The 18,762-nt window shown below is 36.5% G+C and carries 16 protein-coding genes; 10 read left to right on the top strand and 6 right to left on the bottom strand.

The window, feature by feature from the left end:
• Window positions 1-284 precede the first annotated feature (284 nt).
• From uvrA to ACFIMK_RS02715, 4 genes are all read left to right on the top strand, one after another.
• A complete protein-coding gene (uvrA, locus tag ACFIMK_RS02730) occupies window positions 285-3,200 on the top strand; it encodes an excinuclease ABC subunit UvrA (RefSeq protein WP_375683093.1) in 2,916 nt (971 codons plus the stop codon).
• Between the two features lie 1,064 nt (window positions 3,201-4,264).
• Window positions 4,265-4,603 (top strand): P-II family nitrogen regulator, encoded by a 339-nt coding sequence (locus ACFIMK_RS02725; RefSeq protein WP_015856528.1) that lies wholly within the window; start codon window positions 4,265-4,267, stop codon window positions 4,601-4,603.
• 59 nt (window positions 4,604-4,662) lie between these two features.
• Entirely contained in the window at window positions 4,663-6,072 is a 1,410-nt protein-coding gene (gene glnA, locus ACFIMK_RS02720; RefSeq protein ID WP_375611514.1) for a type I glutamate--ammonia ligase, read from the top strand.
• A gap of 156 nt (window positions 6,073-6,228) precedes the next feature.
• The gene (locus ACFIMK_RS02715) at window positions 6,229-6,774 is read left to right on the top strand and encodes a hypothetical protein (protein WP_375629043.1); all 546 of its coding nucleotides are present in this window, start codon (window positions 6,229-6,231) and stop codon (window positions 6,772-6,774) included.
• Between the two features lie 34 nt (window positions 6,775-6,808).
• Here ACFIMK_RS02715 and ACFIMK_RS02710 read toward each other — a convergent pair whose 3' ends face one another.
• On the bottom strand, window positions 6,809-7,591 hold the full coding sequence (locus ACFIMK_RS02710; protein ID WP_375629042.1) for an ATP12 family chaperone protein: 783 nt from the start codon (window positions 7,589-7,591) through the stop codon (window positions 6,809-6,811).
• 896 nt (window positions 7,592-8,487) lie between these two features.
• Here ACFIMK_RS02710 and ACFIMK_RS02705 point away from each other — a divergent pair.
• Genes ACFIMK_RS02705 through ACFIMK_RS02680 form a run of 6 tightly spaced genes read left to right on the top strand, consistent with a single transcriptional unit; the run spans window position 8,488 to window position 12,195 of the window.
• Window positions 8,488-8,799 carry a prephenate dehydratase domain-containing protein gene (locus ACFIMK_RS02705; RefSeq protein ID WP_375611511.1) on the top strand — a complete coding sequence of 104 codons (312 nt, stop codon included), beginning with the start codon at window positions 8,488-8,490 and terminating at the stop codon, window positions 8,797-8,799.
• Entirely contained in the window at window positions 8,786-9,343 is a 558-nt protein-coding gene (locus ACFIMK_RS02700; protein WP_375682502.1) for a DUF6421 family protein, read from the top strand. Before ACFIMK_RS02705 ends, ACFIMK_RS02700 begins: the two co-directional genes overlap by 14 nt.
• Before the next feature lie 31 nt (window positions 9,344-9,374).
• Window positions 9,375-9,776, top strand: coding sequence for a hypothetical protein (locus ACFIMK_RS02695; protein ID WP_375682501.1), 402 nt, complete (start codon window positions 9,375-9,377; stop codon window positions 9,774-9,776).
• Window positions 9,777-9,794: 18 nt separating this feature from the next.
• Complete coding sequence (locus ACFIMK_RS02690) at window positions 9,795-9,992, top strand: hypothetical protein (RefSeq protein WP_375683092.1); 198 nt, start codon at window positions 9,795-9,797, stop codon at window positions 9,990-9,992.
• Window positions 9,989-10,936, top strand: coding sequence for a DMT family transporter (locus tag ACFIMK_RS02685; protein WP_375613117.1), 948 nt, complete (start codon window positions 9,989-9,991; stop codon window positions 10,934-10,936). Before ACFIMK_RS02690 ends, ACFIMK_RS02685 begins: the two co-directional genes overlap by 4 nt.
• The gene (locus ACFIMK_RS02680; RefSeq protein ID WP_375682499.1) at window positions 10,933-12,195 is read left to right on the top strand and encodes an acetyl-CoA carboxylase biotin carboxylase subunit family protein; all 1,263 of its coding nucleotides are present in this window, start codon (window positions 10,933-10,935) and stop codon (window positions 12,193-12,195) included. Before ACFIMK_RS02685 ends, ACFIMK_RS02680 begins: the two co-directional genes overlap by 4 nt.
• 258 nt (window positions 12,196-12,453) lie before the next feature.
• Here the strand turns inward: ACFIMK_RS02680 and ACFIMK_RS02675 are convergent, their stop codons facing one another.
• The 5 genes from ACFIMK_RS02675 to ACFIMK_RS02655 form a co-directional block, all read right to left on the bottom strand.
• Window positions 12,454-15,207 (bottom strand): autotransporter outer membrane beta-barrel domain-containing protein, encoded by a 2,754-nt coding sequence (locus ACFIMK_RS02675; protein WP_375683091.1) that lies wholly within the window; start codon window positions 15,205-15,207, stop codon window positions 12,454-12,456.
• Between the two features lie 948 nt (window positions 15,208-16,155).
• A complete protein-coding gene (locus ACFIMK_RS02670; RefSeq protein ID WP_375611505.1) occupies window positions 16,156-16,605 on the bottom strand; it encodes a hypothetical protein in 450 nt (149 codons plus the stop codon).
• Between the two features lie 161 nt (window positions 16,606-16,766).
• Window positions 16,767-17,168, bottom strand: a complete 402-nt coding sequence (locus ACFIMK_RS02665; protein WP_375613121.1) for a hypothetical protein — start codon at window positions 17,166-17,168, stop codon at window positions 16,767-16,769.
• Between the two features lie 363 nt (window positions 17,169-17,531).
• Complete coding sequence (locus ACFIMK_RS02660; protein ID WP_375613122.1) at window positions 17,532-17,945, bottom strand: hypothetical protein; 414 nt, start codon at window positions 17,943-17,945, stop codon at window positions 17,532-17,534.
• Between the two features lie 122 nt (window positions 17,946-18,067).
• Window positions 18,068-18,229 (bottom strand): hypothetical protein, encoded by a 162-nt coding sequence (locus tag ACFIMK_RS02655; RefSeq protein WP_375613123.1) that lies wholly within the window; start codon window positions 18,227-18,229, stop codon window positions 18,068-18,070.
• Window positions 18,230-18,762: the final 533 nt, after the last annotated feature.

Genomic DNA, 18,762 nt, shown 5'->3' with positions numbered 1-18,762 from the left:
CAGTTATAACCATCTTGACCTTCAATTTACATGTCGCAATTGACCATCAATATGGGTATTGCTATCCTTTACCAATATTGTATTCAGTGTAATTATAACAAAAGATGATAAAAACGCATAGTTTATTCCACCACGAGAGAATAAAAAGCTGCTCATTTGTATTTTTTTCACAAAACTTATACCTTCCTTTTGCATTAAAGCAGTTAAACACATTATAATTCTAAAAAAACAGTTTTATTCCATTTTAGGTGCTCAATTTTTGCCACATATGCCAAGGATAAAGTATGACTCATCAAAAATATATCTCCATTCGCGGTGCACGTGAGCATAACCTTAAAAATATTGATCTCGATCTGCCTCGTGATAAACTCATTGTTATAACAGGACTTTCTGGATCAGGGAAATCATCCTTAGCGTTTGATACAATTTACGCTGAAGGACAACGCCGCTATGTCGAAAGCCTTTCAGCCTATGCACGCCAATTTTTGGAAGTCATGCAAAAACCCGATGTCGACCGCATAGACGGTCTCTCTCCAGCTATCTCCATTGAACAAAAAACAACCAGTCGCAACCCTCGTTCAACGGTAGGTACCGTTACTGAAATCCACGATTACATGCGTCTTCTCTTTGCACGTATTGGTATTCCTCATTCTCCTGCAACAGGACTTCCTATTGAAAGCCAGACAGTAAGCCAAATGGTGGATCAAATTATGGCCTTACCAGAAGGAACGCGAATTTTTATTATGGCACCCTTAGTGCGAGGACGAAAGGGAGAATATAAAAAAGAGCTAACAGAACTTTTAAAAAGAGGATTTCAACGCGCTAAAGTTGATGGAAAATTCTATGAAATCGCTGATATTCCACCTCTTGATAAAAAATATAAACACGACATCGATGTCGTGGTAGACCGCATTGTTGTACAGAAGGATATCACCTCTCGCTTGGCTGATAGTATAGAAACCTGTTTACAGCTAGCAAATGGGCTTGCCATAGCTGAAATGGCAGACCACCCCTTAGCACAAAAAGAAACGACAAAGGAATCTGCTCATAAATCAAAAAATGATACACACAAACGGCTCATTTTTTCAGAAAAGTTTTCCTGCCCTGTATCGGGTTTTTCTATTCCTGAAATTGAACCACGCCTTTTTTCGTTCAATAATCCTTTTGGCGCCTGTCCTCTCTGCGATGGACTGGGCATAAAAAAAGCAATGGATCCACTGAAAATTGTGCCCAATAAAAATCTTACCCTCAAGAATGGCGCCATTGCCCCTTGGGCTAAATCAGATTCACTTTACTATAAACAAACCTTAGAAGCATTAGGAAAAGCTTACGGTTTCAAACTCACAGATCAATGGTGTGAACTCTCTAATGAAGCACAACAGGCTATTCTCTACGGTACAAAAAGAGATGAAATTTCTTTTATCTATAAAAATAATTCTGGTTCGCATAAAATGACCCAACCTTTTGAAGGAATCATCCCTAATATGGAGAGACGCTGGAAAGAAACCGATTCTGCTTGGTCTCGAGAAGAAATCGAACGTTATATGTCTTCTTCGCCCTGCCCAGCTTGTCACGGTTATCGTTTAAAACCAGAGGCACTTGCTGTAAAAATCAACGGAATGCATATTGGGCAAATATCAGATCTTTCTATTCTAAAAGCAGATGATTGGTTTGCCAATGTTCATCAACATCTCACAGAAAAACAACGTAATATCGCCGTACGTATTTTAAAAGAAATTCGTGAACGTTTGGCTTTTTTAAATCATGTAGGATTGGAATATCTTACCTTGTCTCGAAATTCAGGAACGCTTTCAGGGGGAGAAAGCCAACGTATTCGATTAGCATCTCAAATTGGTTCTGGTCTTACAGGCGTTCTTTATATTTTAGATGAACCATCTATCGGTTTACACCAACGCGATAATGAACGCCTGTTGGAAATGCTGCGCCATTTGCGTAATCTTGGCAATACAGTTATTGTTGTTGAACATGATGAAGATGCTATTCTCACAGCAGACTATGTTGTCGATATGGGGCCTGCCGCAGGCGTTCATGGTGGAGAAATCATAGCGCAAGGAACACCGCAGGAAATTATAGAAAATTCAGCCTCTCTCACAGGCCAATACCTTTCAGGAAAAATGGCTGTTAAAATGCCGACAGAGCGACGCAAAATATCAAAAACGAAAACACTTAAAATCATCGGCGCCAAAGGCAATAACCTCAAAAATATCAATGCGAATATTCCTCTTGGAACCTTCACATGCATAACTGGTGTTTCTGGAGGAGGAAAATCAACATTTCTTATTGAAACGCTTTTCAAAGCAGCATCACATCATATCATGGGCTCTCATCACAGCCCTGCCAGCTATGACAAAATTGAAGGATTAGAATTTCTTGATAAAGTCATCGATATCAACCAGTCTCCTATTGGACGCACCCCACGCTCTAATCCCGCAACCTATACAGGTGCTTTTACACCGATTCGTGAGTGGTTTGCCGATCTTCCAGAATCAAAAGCCCGCGGTTACAAAGCTGGGCGTTTTTCATTTAATGTTAAAGGAGGACGGTGCGAAGCATGTCAAGGTGATGGAGTCATCAAAATTGAAATGCACTTTTTACCTGATGTCTATGTTACTTGCGATGTCTGTAAAGGAAAACGCTATAACCGAGAAACACTAGAAATAAAATTCAAAGGACAGTCTATAGCCGATATTTTGGATATGACAATTGAAAAGGCAGAGGAATTTTTCCAAGCTATTCCCGCTATTCATAATAAAATGGAAACTCTCATTAAAGTAGGATTGGGTTACATAAAAGTAGGACAGCAAGCAACCACACTTTCTGGTGGGGAAGCACAACGTGTAAAACTTGCGAAAGAACTTTCTCGTAAAACAACGGGACGTACACTCTATATTTTGGATGAACCGACAACAGGTTTACATTTTCATGATATTTCCAAACTTCTTGAAGTGCTTCACGAACTAGTCGAGCAAGGCAACACAGTTATAGTCATTGAACATAACCTTGATGTTATAAAGACAGCCGACTGGATTATTGATTTAGGACCAGAAGGTGGAGATCGCGGTGGTGAAATTGTTGCAATTGGACGCCCTGAAGACATCATTAAGGTTCCCGCTTCCTATACGGGAAAATTTCTAAAACATGTTTTACTGCGCCCATCTCTCTATAATTCCAATTCTTAGAAACGCTTTCTATTGTAAAATACAGCATACTAACAAAGCCTGTACTTTTATTATTACCTGTAAACCAACACCTAATTCCAGTGGTGCAACACGTTTGAAGCAAAGACTAAAAACAATTTAGCGCTTTATAAGCTGTTTCAGTTGTCGTATTGCCAAATAGGAACGCGCACATAATTGCGTATTTATTCTCTGTTTTGTTTATACCTGAAACGACCAGACAACCTAAACTGGGAAGAATATGAAGTTTTAAGGGTATAAATAAATTTCTATATTTCCATTTCCTTTTAATTTATCTTTATGATTTTCCAAGGCATCCACAGCAATATCTTATAATGAAGATTGCCATTGCTTCACACTTTTATTTATCGCGTTCCTTAATGAAGATCACATTCCTCACGAAGGAACAAAACGCCCCAAACGGAATATATTTGCGTTGCCAATTCCCACATCTGTTTTAAAGAAACATTTCTCAATGCTCTCAAGCCCATTTCACAACGGCTCCTATGAATGCTATAATGATAAACTCATTATTATACACCACCATCTTTACATTTATGAATCGGCATCATCACACTCTTTTCCAATATTTGTCTTCCCTACTCCCTAATATTGTAAAGCCTTTAATTATCGAAAGCTTTCATAAAAAGCATTTTATTTCTTTTTTCAAATGTTGTTATCCACACACTCATAACTATTTATGATATATAAAAGTATCGTTTTGATTGATTGACGATAAAAAGATCTAAAATGAGAAAATCTTACGCTATTAGAGTTTCTCATTCAATGTGGAGAGCGTCTAATTATCCTTATAAGTCAAGATATTATCTAATAAAAAAGAAACAAAACTCTTTTATTATATTATTTGAATTCTGTATAAGAATTGTAAGTTTTTTTCCCAAAAAACAGTATTTGGCTGTATTCTACAAAAGAAACTCTCCTAACAGAGCATAGAGTGTCATTATTTTCGACTTTTTGTGCACAAAGTATCTGTTGGACATCTTACAGTTGTCAATATAATGTGATGCAGTCTAAAAAGACAAAATAACGTTGGAGATAATTTCAGCATGAAAAAAATTGAAGCCATTATAAAACCTTTCAAACTTGATGAAGTGAAAGAAGCGCTTCAAAAAATTGGGTTACATGGTATTACAGTAACAGAAGCGAAAGGTTTTGGTCGTCAAAGGGAACATACAGAACTTTATCGTGGTACGAAATATGTTGTTGACTTTCTACCTAAAGTAAAGATTGAAATTGTTGTGTCCGATGAAAAACTGGAACAAACTGTTGATGCAATACGTAAAGCAGCTCAAACCAAACATATAGGGGATGGAAAGATATTTGTCTTTTCCATTGATGATGCAATTCGTATAGGCACAGACGAAACCGGTATCGATGCCCTTTAATAAATAACAGGAAAATTCACTTTTTTATCCACCTCAACGCCATATTAAGGAAATTGAATATGACAACCGCATCAGATATTATCAAACAGATTACAGACAACGAAATCCGTTTTGTTGATTTACGTTTTACTGATCCACGAGGAAAATTGCATCACATTACAATGGATATCGCAGAGATCAGCGAGGATACTTTTAGTGATGGTGTCATGTTTGATGGTTCTTCAATTGCTGGTTGGAAAACAATTAATGAATCTGACATGGTTTTAATGCCAGATCCAGCAACAGCACATATTGATCCTTTTTTTGCTCAATCTACTTTGGTCATATTTTGTGATGTACTTGATCCTGTCTCTGGTGAGTTTTATCGTAGAGATCCTCGTTCTATCGCCAAAAGGGCTGAGGTGTATATGAAATCTTTAAACATTGGAGATACAATCAATGTGGGTCCAGAAGCAGAGTTTTTTATCTTTGATGATGTGCGCTATAAAACGGACCCTTACAACACAGGGTTTAAACTCGATTCAAGTGAACTTCCCTCTAATGATGATACGGAATATGAAACAGGAAATCTAGGGCATCGCCCACGAATAAAGGGAGGCTACCTTCCTGTTCCGCCGATTGATTCCTGCCAAGATATGCGTTCTGAAATGCTCACAGCACTCAAAGATATGGGTGTACAGGTCGAAAAACACCATCACGAAGTAGCAGCGGGCCAACATGAATTGGGTATTCGTTTTGATACACTTGTTCGCGAGGCTGACAAGATGCAAATTTTTAAATATGTTGTACATCAAATAGCAAACAGTTATGGGAAAACAGCAACCTTCATGCCAAAACCAGTTTTTGGTGATAACGGCTCTGGAATGCATGTCCACATTTCCATTTGGAAAGATGGCAAACCCATTTTTGCAGGAAATGAATATGCTGGACTATCAGAAACCTGTCTGTTTTTTATCGGTGGTGTTATTAAGCACGCAAAAGCAATAAATGCTTTTACCAACCCATCTACAAACTCCTATAAACGTTTGGTTCCTGGTTATGAAGCTCCTGTTCTTCTTGCCTATTCAGCACGTAATCGTTCTGCATCTTGCCGTATTCCAATGAGCTCCTCACCAAATTCAAAACGCGTAGAAGTTCGTTTTCCAGACCCAACAGCAAATCCCTATTTGGCATTTGCAGCCCTTTTAATGGCTGGTCTTGACGGTATCAAAAACAAAATTCATCCCGGACATGCTATGGATAAAGATCTTTATGATCTTCCCTTAAAGGAACTTAAAGAAATCCCTACTGTTTCAGGAAGCCTGCGTGAAGCGCTTGAAGCACTTGACAAAGATCGTGGCTTTCTTAAAGCTGGCGACGTTTTTGATGATGATCAGATTAATTCCTTCATTCAAGTAAAGATGCAAGAAGTCTTGCGTTACGAAACAACACCCCATCCTGTTGAATTTGATATGTACTATTCTGTTTAAACAATTAATACGTATTCTTTTGATTTTTAAAGTGGAGGCAAAAGCCTCCATTTTTGTGGATATTCTTCTCATGCAAAAGCGCAAGAGGCTTTTTGCTCGCCCGCTTTTCCTTTATAATGTATTGAATCTCTTCAAATGAATTAACAAAGGTTTCTAATGCCGCGAATTTGTTTTCTCGTTCCCGTTCTTTTATGCATTGTCTTTATCACATCAACAACTAAAGCACATACAATAACCAACCAAAAACTTACAACTCTTGAGAAAGCAACATCTGCTTATAGTAAAGCACTTAAAAATGCCGATGCAAATGCCATCTTAAATGCTATTCCTCCCCAAGTCATCAACCGCTTAACCGCCCAAAAAAATCTTAATCAATCACAATTTCTACAAATCATGAAAAGCCAAATAGAACGGTTGGCAGAAAGTTACAAGATTGAAACGATCAACATTGATCAAAAACAAAAACGTGAAGGTACCCTTGATAATGGTACCCCTTATTTTGTTATACCCGTGGAGCTTGTAACCACAACAAATGCTGGAAAAAAATGCTCTATTCAAACTGAAATTATTGCCCTACTTCACGATAACCAATGGTATTTTATCCGTGGTAATGACGAAGCGCTCTTAACCATAACCAATGAACTATTTCCTGGACTTGATAAAGTAAAAACCAATCCTCAAAAAGTCACAAAAATACTCTGAGCGAAAAGAATGCACGTAAATAAAAGATTTTCCCCTATAAACAAGTTGTAACAATTGTAGCAGCAGCCTTAAATTCAACTTTTTTATGAGAACGGCGTGCTATTGTTTCTTTATCCGTTCCCCATTGCTCCATCATCCAATCTTCATCTAAATAGGCAATAGACCAAGCATGATCAGCATCAATGTTTCCCGCTGCAACAGCAAGAGCAATGAGAGCAGATCCCGTTAATGTTGTCATCATATGAAGTGCAGCAAGCATATAAGCAGACTCAACTCTACGTAAATAATTACTGACTGCTTGAAGTGCTTCTGGTGATTGTTCCACATGCATCAGCCCTTCTGTCAAATAAAACCTTGCACCCAGTTTTTTTTCTGCCCAATCTAATAAAGGATCCCATTGCTCAGATTGTTTTTGCACCAACTCTTTAGGTGTTTGTGCACGATAAAAGATCATATCACATGCAACGAAACGCAATAAATCTTCAAAAACCGCCTGCATATCATCAGCGATACCATCAATAACAGTATTAACCAAACGCGTCATCGGCATTTTTGCAGGATCAACAACGTGCTTTTGGTTCTCAAATTCCTGAGCAACATATTCAGCAAACACTTCTGTTGGCACATGAAAATGACGCCTTGCGGGCGTTTTTACAGGACGTTCATCCAACAAAATCGTAAAGCCGCCCTCCTCACAAGCGATCTTCACTTGCTTATAAAACCGTTTTGGGTGTGATTGGAATGAAAGATTTTGAACCTTTTGAACAGAACTCTTCTTATTCAATGGCATATCAACATGATCCAAAATCTCACGCATATTTGTTTACCTCTGATCTTTTCAAAAAAAACGACTGTTTCTTTAGGTTCTGTAGCTTGAATAAGGTTTAATCTGACCTTCTTAACGATTCCAAAGAAGAAAAAAATCTTACCAATCTCAATCTGATTTAAGAGTTATATTTCATGTTTCTTTTACAAACAAGACAATGATGATTGCCTTTTATATATTTAATACAATCATAATAGTAAAACAATTTCTAAAAGTATTATCTTAATTAAGAAGTTAAACATATTGAGTTTTATGGCAAAGATGTTCATGCCTTACCAATTTGCTTATTATTCACCTACAATAGTATTATCAATATGAACAGATTCAAAAACGCTGCTCATCCAAAAAATGATAGAGCAGTACGGTTTACGTGTCATTCACCTTCGCTTAACCATTTCAATAATTCTCTAACATATCCAATAAATACCCTGCATAGAATTTTTCTGCTCAATTACTCCCCTAAAAGACGCTGTTTTACGGCATGATAGAATAATGAACAGACAAAATTATAATTGTAAATTTTCTTTCATATATACATTATTTTATAAAGCACTAAATTACTTAACGCATTGTTCTTGATATACTCTATCATATCACACTAATTTAAATTTAGTCGCATAATTAAAAGAATAGAGATTATGTAATCTGAAAATAATGCTTTTATCTATACACTTGGCCCTGCAGATACTAACTGTGCAGCAGCAACACAGTGGTGGCTTGACAATCACAATAAAAATATTTTGTCCACTGACTCGAGATCCCGTATTATATAATACGCAACTCTTGAAGAAGCATTTAATGAACTTGCTCAAAAAAAAGATGCTTATCTCTTAAGTTGTGCTGCTTACCCTGATTTGCATACACTCATATTTACCCGTTTAGGTGATATGCAATTATTTGACAGCTTTATCATGCCTACTCACTCTATGGTTTTAGCTAAACGCAATAACGCTGATGAAATTAAAACCATAGCGTCTCATCCTGCCCCGCAATCTCTGGTAGCTCATCAATATGACAAAGTATTTGCCAACAGCAATGCTGATGCAGCCGTTCTTTGTAAGGCTGAAAAAGCAGATGCTTGTATCACAACATCGGTTGCGGCAAATCGCTATAGGCTGAGTATTGTCGAAAATTTTGGACAAGTGCCAATGGCCTTTTTGCTCCACTCACTAAAGTCAACTCATCATGAAAAAATCTGAAGCGCTTCTTTCCATTGTTAACTTGGTTGACAAATTCCGTATGCGCCAAGAACGAGATGGGAGCATTAAAGAACCAACTTCAGCAGATAATAATATGATCAATGAATTGATCACTCTGCTGAACCACCATGCCAATATTCTTGACGGATTATCTCCAAAACTTTTAGCGACCACTTCTGATGATCTTCATCAGTGGATGATCAGCGGTTTAACGACCCCTCCTAAATTTGATAACACTTTGGCTGCTTTCAAAGCCCCATTACCAGATGCGCCCTTGTTTTTCTTGGCTCCAATGCGTGCAACAAATGGACCTGATCCAGAAGGATTCCGGCTGGAATTAGTTACAGGATATCGTCATGAAACGGCCTATCTTGCTGACGCCTCAAAATATACAAATAATTATGTATCACCATTTCAATGTATAAAAATGGGAATAGCATCAAGAGGTTTTTTAGAAGGCAATTGCATTGTTCTATTCCCAGAATCTGTAGCAGCTGCTCAAAAAATTGATAAGCAAGCATTTGCTTTGTTTTTTTTTCAGTAAATTCTTTGATATTTACAACAAGCAAACAATTGTGGAAGCTGAACGTTTACTCGGTCGAGATAGTAAATTCCTGTTCGGTCAATTGCATAGTCGTAACTTATCTAAAGAAGACATTTACGATGCTCGCTGTTTGTGGGGCTATTATCATGACTATGCACATCATACCGGACCGCGGCCATTGGATAAAAATCTGTATATAAAATTAAATTGGTTTACAGGTCTTCTAGAAGAAACTAAAGTTGATTTAATTACAGTGCGTATTATGCTACAAAATCATCCAAAATTTTGGAAAGAAATAACTGAATTTATCCTATTAGAACGCATATTTCGTTATCCAAAAGATTCTGATCAGCATATGACATTCGATGCTGGTACAGGGATCTTGCTTTTTGAAATATTGATGCGGAACAAAGCATTGATTGAAACAAATTAAGGTTATCTTCAATTTGATTTGGAGCGTCTTGAAAAAGTAATAATATTGATGATAGCAGATATAGAAGCACTTGAAGCATTAGATGATGACGCTTATTTGGCAGGAGCTAAAGATTATATCCAAAATAATCTTGGTAAGCCGCAAACTTCACAGTCACGATTTAATTTTTCAACATCATCTTATGCACAGCGAGTGATTAGAGGATTAAATCATTGAGTTTTATAAAAGGACGATTATTATTATTTACTTTTGCCATTCTAGCATTGTTTTCCATAAGTTGGTTATTATCTAAGAATTTGGTTAGCAATATACCCGTCATGCATGCGGTTGGACTTAGGTTGTTTGCCACCGCTGCCACCTTATGGCTGATTGCAATATTTCGTGAGAAAGCTGTTTTCAGATCCCTACCATTGCTTTCCATGATACCTTCTTTTTTAATTCTCTCAGTGTTAGGATTTTCGCTGTATTTTGTATGCAGCTTTGGTGCATTAAAATCGCTCAAAGCCAGTGATTTAACCATGGTGCTCGCTACTATTCCAGGAATTACTTATATATTAGGTGCATTGACAAATGTCCTTAAATTCTCATGGCTGAAGCTTAGTGGAGTGATAATTGTCAGTGTAGCAGCTGTAGTATTCAATATAAATAGTGGAGAAGGTGGATATTATAACCTGATAGGAGTAGTGCTTGCCTTAACAGCAGCACTTTCTTATTCTGCTTATGGCTTATTGTCTAAACGTTATCTTAAAAATCTACCTTTGCTCACCTCACTGGCTTGGATCACGACAATTTCTGCAGCATCATTTATGCCATTATTTATTTTTGATCCTGCCCCACTCTTCTATCTTAAGTTAGAAGATATATTTAAAATATTGATTTTAGGAACTGTTTGCTCGGCACCAGTTTACGTATTATATCAAAAAGTTTTAGCCGAAGGAGGCGTATTATACGCCAACACTATCGGCGTATTATCCCCTTTTGCAGTGATTGCATGTGAATGGATAATCGGCTCGAGCCCTTCTCTCAATATGATCAAAATAATTGCTATGATTGTAGTTGTTATAGGGATGACACTCTTATTTATAGATGCATCAAAGGTATCTACATGGCAACATAAACGCCATTCTCAAAACTCCAAATTTAATGAGGAAACAAAATGAAAAAACTCGCGTTAGTTTGCCAGCGCAATGCAAAATTACCATTTATATTTGAAGCAGCACAAGCAGCTAATATCGAATTAGTAATGATCTATGATACCGCTGAAAGCGTTCCCTCTCAACACCCCGCAGCAGTAACTTCAACTTGGCAACTTCCTGTTTTTGATAACCCAGAGGCAGCTCTAGACACTTTTGCAACGGAAGCAAAAGAACGCAATATTTCTGGGGTTATGACCCTTCGCGAAGAAGCCATCCTATGGACAGCTTTGGCTGCAAAAAAAATCAATACTCCAAGTATTGAACCAGAAGTAGCAGCATTAACCAGAAATAAATATCTCATGCGTCAAGCTTTCGCTAAAGCAGGCTTAAGAACACCAGGATTCTTTTATATAGATCATCTAGAAGACCTATCACAAACACAAGCCTTGGATTATCCACTCGTTATTAAACCCGTCTCTGGATGGGCAAGTACAGGCGTAATGTTAGCTAAAAATTCCGCCGAACTTCCTGATCTCATTAAAGCCGTATGGAATGTTCAGCATAAAGACATGGCACGTTTTAATGATAAAAATAAACCTGTAGGTTTAGTAGTAGAACAGTATTTGCCAGGAAAAGAGTTTGTCGTAGAATGCTTTGTTGATACAGCAGGTGTACACGTTCTGGCCATTGGAGACAAGGGACAGCCTGAGGGACCATGGTTTGAAGAAACAATTTATCGTCAACGCTGTGATATAGATGATCCTTTAATTATTGCTTTATGTGAGGCGGCATGCTCTGGAGTTAAAGCTCTTGGTATAAATATAGGTGCTGCCCATGTAGAGCTACGCCTAGATGCTCATAATTTACCTTATATCATTGAGATTGGCGCTCGTATAGGTGGATCGGGTGTCTCCCATTTTATTGTTGAGCAAGGTACAGGGATTTCATTTGCAAAACTATGTATGAATGCCGCTTTAGCTGAAAAAAACTTAGACCTTCCCGATATACTCCCAGCTGAAAAAGTGGCGGCAAATTATATTATTCCTCTTCGTGGTCATGGACGGTTTTCTGGATTTTTAGGTCTCGATAAGGTTGCACAGCATCCTCAAACCGCCAGAACTATCATTTTCTTTGAAACCAATCATCTTTCACCACCTCCACCAGCATTTGGTGGATATCCTGGTTTTATTTTCTCTGTTCATAACTCAAACGAAGAAGCACGCAATTACCACAAATGGCTCGATGACACCTTAAGCATCATATGGCAAAACATTGATTTATAATGATAATTTATCTTTATTCATATTGAATAAGAACCCCGATATTGTAGGATTTTCTCATTTTAATCTGTTTATCAGATGGACAAATTTTTTAAAACATTTGAGAAATGCTATAGTAGATAAAAATAAATCAACATGATATTTTCATATTTATTAAAGCACATGGTACCATTATTAAAAAATTCTGCACAAACAATGGTTTTAATTCCGATAGTAGAACAAGACTTCGAAAATCACATTTATTATTTTTAAAAAGATTGCTTAAAAATGATAGCGCAATCCACCAGAAAAACGAACTCCAGAAAAACCAGCCTTGGTTAACCTATGCTGATAGCTAAGATCACTGTGAAGTGTAACTTTAGAAGAAAACTGTGAATTGACACCCAAGCCAACTTCTAAGGAAGAACCAAAAGAACTCAACTGAAAAACATCTTTAAAATGAACAAATTGTTCTTTACCAAAACAATGAGCAAGATGAATATTGCCATAAAAAGAAATGATACGATCCTTTTCAGAGGCTGTAAATGTTTTACTTAAACGCCCACCAATACGCATAAACCATTGATCTATTTTTTTCATCTCAACATCAAATCCATCAATATCACGAAACTTATCAAATTGAAGATGTTGATAAATAAGCTGAAGTTGCAGATCAAAAATAAGATCTTTATATCCTGTCATAGACACTTTACCAGCAGAAAACGACACGTTCAAAGGATTTGCTTTTAATGTCGCCGTCTTACCCCAAACACGGCTACGCACATCCCCTTTAAACAAACCATAAGATAAAAGACCGTCTACGTAAAAATCAGTGTAATGTTTCACACTAGCATATGCCGTAAATGACCATTTATTAAATGTACTCTTTTGACTTTGTTCCACGTTATGAGGTTGTAAGGAAAGCTTTCCATAGGTTCCCATAATCCCAAAAGATGTCGTACTATATGCACGCTCTATTGTTTTGAGCAAAATATCTGTTTTTATAGCGTTATAATCAACATGACCATCGTACCCATATTTAAGTGTAGAAAGATCTGAGACATAACGATAACTCCCACCATAACCGTGGACAGATAAAGCAAAGTTCCCTTCAACTTTTAATAATTTACGAGGAATAGACCGCCTAACTTGCAACTGCTTTTGTTGATGACTCATATCCATGAGCCCAACATGAAACAAAGCATTTGGTAACAAAAGATAGGTCGGAACTTGTGGAACAACCTCTCTGACCTTTAACTCAGAAGGGGGAATAGCAGACACCTCTAAAACAGGCTGAATATATTTACTTTCAAGGCGAAAATCCCAAAAATCTCCATCTCCTTCAACCAATCTTTGAGAAGTTTGTGCATTTCCAAGAGCAGAAGCTGGACCATAAGCATGAAGATAATATTGGTAAGGCAAACCCTCTAATGCGATATAAGCACGATTTAACTGAAAAGAATCCTCTGCCGCTTTTCCAGAAACCTGAATAAGTGAAATACTATGAGCATTTTCACCGGTTGCTATCTCACCCTGATTTCCTGCAACAAATTGCACATAAACTGTTGTTTTTCCAGAAACATCACCATGTATTAAAAGCCGATCAGTTTTTGTATTATCGAGCAAACCATCACTACTGAGATGCGTATTGAGATAAATATCTGCCCTATCTTGCGCACTATAAACTTCTTTTTCTCCCTTCCCAATATGAAGTGTCTGATACTCCTGAAACATTGGAGTCTCAAAAGCAATAAAACTATCAGAAACTTTCACAAATGAAATAGACGAACTTGTACGGTTTGCAACTTGCAAATCGATCTCTCTTCTTTTTGTCAAAAACCATTTTGATCCCCCTGTTAAATAAAGCTCAGCAATAGAATCATCGGCAACACGAGTCCCTCCTATCAATGAAGAAGAATTAGCCAAAATCGCTACACTTCCCCCTTTTTCAGCTGTTAATAATAAGTCACCAAAAATTTTTGTACCTTCTGTTACTCCAATATAAATACGACTGTTATGACTATGAACAGCTGTCCCATCTGGAACCTCAAAAATCGTCCTTTTCAAAAAGACAAGCCCCTGTTCATACGCATCATTTTCCTCATCCCTCTCAAAATACATACCATGTTTGTTACCTATTGCTTTAATTGTTGAATCTTCAATATTAACCCGCGAAATTAAAATATTTCCTTCCCTGCCGTTATTGGATGGCGTGTTAGAATCTTGTCCAACTGTTAAAACATGAACATCCGTAGAAATAATATTCGTATTTTTTACATAAACAGAACCCTGATGTTTTACATTGAAAACTGTATGTGTAATTTTTTCATTTGTATTTTCTTTGTCTTCTGTTTTTTGATATTTTGAAGCAATGGTAACACCATCTAAAGTCGCACTCCCCCCTCTCCCCACATAAAGCGCAGCAGCATCATTCACATCAATAAATCCACTTTTCATCTGAATACCCGCATCAGCACTAACGAAAAGAGCACTCTCTTGACCGATACCCAAACCTTCCACTTTAATTTTTGTATTCGTTAACGTAACAGATGCTCCTCGCTTCTCTGCATAAGCAGCAATCTGAAAAGCCTCAATTGTTCCACGATCAACCTCAATCATTCCATTATCAGCTTTAAGACCTATTGATACATTTTTAAAAGCTGAATCGCTCAAAACAATTTTTCCCCCTCGTGATACAAAAACACCATAAATATCTTCTATACCCGCAGTCCCTTCAACCTCTACACGCGTTGCCTGAATAACTGTATTTGGCTCCTGCACTACTATAGCAGCAGGTAACATGAGAGAACAATCCTCCCCATTCGTTTCTTTAACAGGCGCCGTGAATTTATATACTTTATCACTAATTGTATGCTTTGAACCATCACTGCATTCATAAGGTAATTTGTTTTTGTCACATGACAGTGATGTATATGAATGAGAATGTGCCTCAATATTTATATTTAACAAAAAAGAAAAAATAGCTGCTGTAAAAACGCACGAATACAAGTGATTGTTAGATACCTTGATTATCATTGTTTTTCAAAACTTTCTTTTTTCAACAAAAACAAAAAATGCTGGCAAAAAAATAAACCACAAATTAAACACAAAAAGAATAAAACAAACAAAATTATTTTATTTTTTATGATAAAATCATAGCATTCAATAATATGTTTTGTGTTTTATGTAAAGAAAGAACAAAAAGTTTAAAAATACCATTTAGGATGAAAATCCCTTTAAAGAATGCATCTCAAAAACCGCTGGAAACTGTAATTACAAAAGGCCAAAAAACCAATCTTAAAAAAACGTAAAAAAATGCGAATTTTGAAGAGATATAATATTCAATTTATCTCACCACCAAAAAATAAAAATACAACAAAATGAGAATAACTTTTAAGATTAAACGATTAAAACGTTTTAATAAAACACAGAACAAAAAGATACAGTATACGAAATCTATAACCGCATCATCTCTTCAACTACAACAAAAAAACAAGAAATTGCACACTAATGTATAAGCTAATGTACACAATTTCTATATTAAAAATGCTAGATATCTAACAAAGAAATTTGAATAAATAAAAAACTTCTCCTAATACCCTATCATCAATGATTTGAATTAATAAATGTAATATTTTAGATCTTTTGATAAAATCTAAAATACAGTAAAACACTCACCATTCTGAACTTAAAAAACACCAAAATAAAATTTCATCAAAATTAGCTCTATGAAAGCTATCTGTTTATTATCGTTAAAGAAGATATTTTAGCAAAGCTATTATTTGCCATTCTTTATATTGAATAAATTTCTCTAAACAACAACTCACTATCCTCCGCTAGCATCATCTGACAACAACACTATTGCCAATCTCGTAGCTGATGAATATAACTACATTAGAGACAAAAGAGCTATATTTCTCTCTTCTCCCGTTTAATATTTTTATTTAATTATTGCTTTAAAAATTAACGTTCTACTGTTGATGATCACTTGTGCAAAGCTTTTTTTATTTTCTGGCGCTTTTTATCATTTTCAAAACGTAACATCAAATCTCGCTCTTGTTGTGTCGAATTGGTTACACCAAAAGTATCATTGTCCATAACCTGCTGATACCCTGCTACCATTAAATTGACTAAAAATGAATCACTTCGCGGCGTTGATGAAAAATAGATTCCCTTTGAATCTTGTAATTTGTACCGATAACCTGCTTTAGTCATGCACTCATAAACTGCTGCAAAATCACTTGCACGCGAATCCATATTTTTAGAAGAAGCGTAGATTGGTTTCCAACCACATTTTGACAGTGCTTGTTGGACCATAGACTTACTGACACCAGACTTTTCCCATAATTCTAACGTCGATGGGGGAGGTTTGCTAATACACCCAGCAGAGCTTAATAAAATTATAGCAATCAATAATTTCAATGTTTTTTTCATTTCCCCCTCCGTCAATATTTACGATAGAAAGACTGATAAGTCTTCTAATATTTTCTCACACGCAAGATGACTTTTGTTAGCATATAGATATTGAAGAAACAATCCCACCCCCCATGCAAAAACAAGAATGGAAGGATTTTTGATTACAGCAGCCTCAATACTTAAGGTTGACATTCAGGTTGTTCTTTATGCTCTTCACAATGAGGACTATTCAAACGCCTCTCTACACTTCGCTGAGGAATAACTGCATCAGGCTGACAAATTGGAAGATTTTTATATTTCTCACACCACTTCATTCTTCCCAATTTATCTTGGAAACCTGCTTGGATCATACATGCATTCACAGACTCCTCAGCATTGAATTTCTCATCAGTACTTGTTTCTGTATCAAGACGACCATCAAGATGCTGTATTCCACATTCTAACAGAGCTTTTTTGATCTCAAGCTGATCAGCACCTGATTTTTCCCATGCATCTACAGCTGTTCGAGAAGGCTGCTCAGGGTAGCATCCAGCCATAACAAATAAGGTTATCCCGCTTAATAATTTTAAAATCTGCTTCATTTTCCTATCCTTGAGTAATTTTGATATTACGAAACAATCTATAAATTATTTTACATGCTGTTTTTTATTTCCAAAACAATGATGAACATTATCAACCTATATTATTTTTATCTTTCCGAAGATTATGCCATAATTATTATATCAAAAATACGGTAAAATTATTACTAAAATCATCTATCTATCAACGATATGCTTATAATTATTATCAATATTTTGATTATAACCAAAATAGATATTTCATATTATTGCGCCAACAGTTGTGGTACCCATAAATAAATAGCATTGACATGCTGAATTAAGCCCCCCGCGTACGGGTATGAGAAACATGAAGGTAGGGATTGTGATCGTCACAAACAGCAAGACTTAAGGTTTGCATTCAGGTGCATTTTTATATTTTTTACAAAAAGGGCTGTTCAAGCGCTTCTTGACACTGCGCCTCGGGATGACAGCGCCTGAACGACAAATCGGCAAGTTTTCGGCTCTAAAAGTATAACATGGTCCACCCGCTCTTGCTACCTCTTCATCTTTATAGCGGAAACCTGATTGAAGCATGCAAGCATAAGTTGTTGCTTTTGCATTGATGCTCTGCTTTCTGTTTTCTGGATCGACATCATAAGGAGTTGGCATACCACATTCTAACAAGCCTTTTCCTATCTCTGTAAAATCTGCTCCTGGTTTTTCCCAAGCAGTCAAATATCCTGAAGGAGGCTTATTAAACTGACATCCAGCTATACTTAACAAAGTTACAGCACTTAATAATTTTACGATGTGTTTCATTTTTTACTCCATGATCTAATTCAAGGCTTTTGTTCTAAATGAGATGTGCCATAAAATTTTTGGCATTTTGGACCCGCATCTCCAAGACAGGTATGGGGATTTATGGGATTTGTAGCCACTCTCTACCATTCTATCCAAACGTTACTGCCAGCAGGTATCGTTTCGTAGGTATAGCCATTACCGCCAATAATTCTGCTTACAAAGTCAAATTTATTCCCATCAAAACCTGTTTCATGCGTCTGTGAATGGCTGCTATGATGGTCTGTCATGCCAACAATCGTCATACTTTCCCCCATTACATTGATATCTTGACCAGAAATCAGATGAGAAGCAATAATCGTAGCATCTCATTGTACATCCATATCAACATTGCCTGTTGCCTCAAGGATAGAGAGAATTGTTGTTGTGTGTGTTTAGAGCTATTGGAAGATTTCTCGTGTAAAAAGCCACTTTCCGATGATTTTTTTGCTGGTTGTAGTGTTCTTGAGCGCCTTTTATGGTAATATCGAATAATTTTGCACCGAAATACAGTTGCGGAGTGCATTTTGTCCGCCTCCACTTGTGATAAAAATTACTCTTGTATCAATATTAAAAAAATAAGTTTGATCCTTCCTCTTGTGAGAGCAATAAGAATCGTAAAACTGTCACACGTTCATTGTTCTCTTTAATTTACTCTTCTATGAGATTTTATTGTAATACCTTGCTGCTGTTTATTAAAGTTTTTGTAAAAACAATGATACAATGCCTCATGTAACTTTGTTATCCACTATTTTCTACCAACGCCAATCCTCTTTGAGAAAAAATACATAAAGAACTT

The sequence above is a fragment of the Bartonella sp. AP280QHHD genome, from assembly GCF_042196125.1.
Lineage (GTDB): Bacteria > Pseudomonadota > Alphaproteobacteria > Rhizobiales > Rhizobiaceae > Bartonella.
Note: the sequence above shows the minus strand (reverse complement) of the source record. Positions and strands in the feature narration are given on the sequence as shown.

Coding starts and splice junctions, on each gene's coding strand:
- uvrA (WP_375683093.1), top strand. CDS start 285: ATGACTCATCAAAAATATATCTCCATTCGCGGTGCACGTGAGCATAAC.
- ACFIMK_RS02725 (WP_015856528.1), top strand. CDS start 4,265: ATGAAAAAAATTGAAGCCATTATAAAACCTTTCAAACTTGATGAAGTG.
- glnA (WP_375611514.1), top strand. CDS start 4,663: ATGACAACCGCATCAGATATTATCAAACAGATTACAGACAACGAAATC.
- ACFIMK_RS02715 (WP_375629043.1), top strand. CDS start 6,229: ATGCCGCGAATTTGTTTTCTCGTTCCCGTTCTTTTATGCATTGTCTTT.
- ACFIMK_RS02710 (WP_375629042.1), bottom strand. CDS start 7,591: ATGCGTGAGATTTTGGATCATGTTGATATGCCATTGAATAAGAAGAGT.
- ACFIMK_RS02705 (WP_375611511.1), top strand. CDS start 8,488: ATGCAATTATTTGACAGCTTTATCATGCCTACTCACTCTATGGTTTTA.
- ACFIMK_RS02700 (WP_375682502.1), top strand. CDS start 8,786: ATGAAAAAATCTGAAGCGCTTCTTTCCATTGTTAACTTGGTTGACAAA.
- ACFIMK_RS02680 (WP_375682499.1), top strand. CDS start 10,933: ATGAAAAAACTCGCGTTAGTTTGCCAGCGCAATGCAAAATTACCATTT.
- ACFIMK_RS02675 (WP_375683091.1), bottom strand. CDS start 15,207: ATGATAATCAAGGTATCTAACAATCACTTGTATTCGTGCGTTTTTACA.
- ACFIMK_RS02670 (WP_375611505.1), bottom strand. CDS start 16,605: ATGAAAAAAACATTGAAATTATTGATTGCTATAATTTTATTAAGCTCT.
- ACFIMK_RS02665 (WP_375613121.1), bottom strand. CDS start 17,168: ATGAAGCAGATTTTAAAATTATTAAGCGGGATAACCTTATTTGTTATG.
- ACFIMK_RS02660 (WP_375613122.1), bottom strand. CDS start 17,945: ATGAAACACATCGTAAAATTATTAAGTGCTGTAACTTTGTTAAGTATA.
- ACFIMK_RS02655 (WP_375613123.1), bottom strand. CDS start 18,229: ATGACGATTGTTGGCATGACAGACCATCATAGCAGCCATTCACAGACG.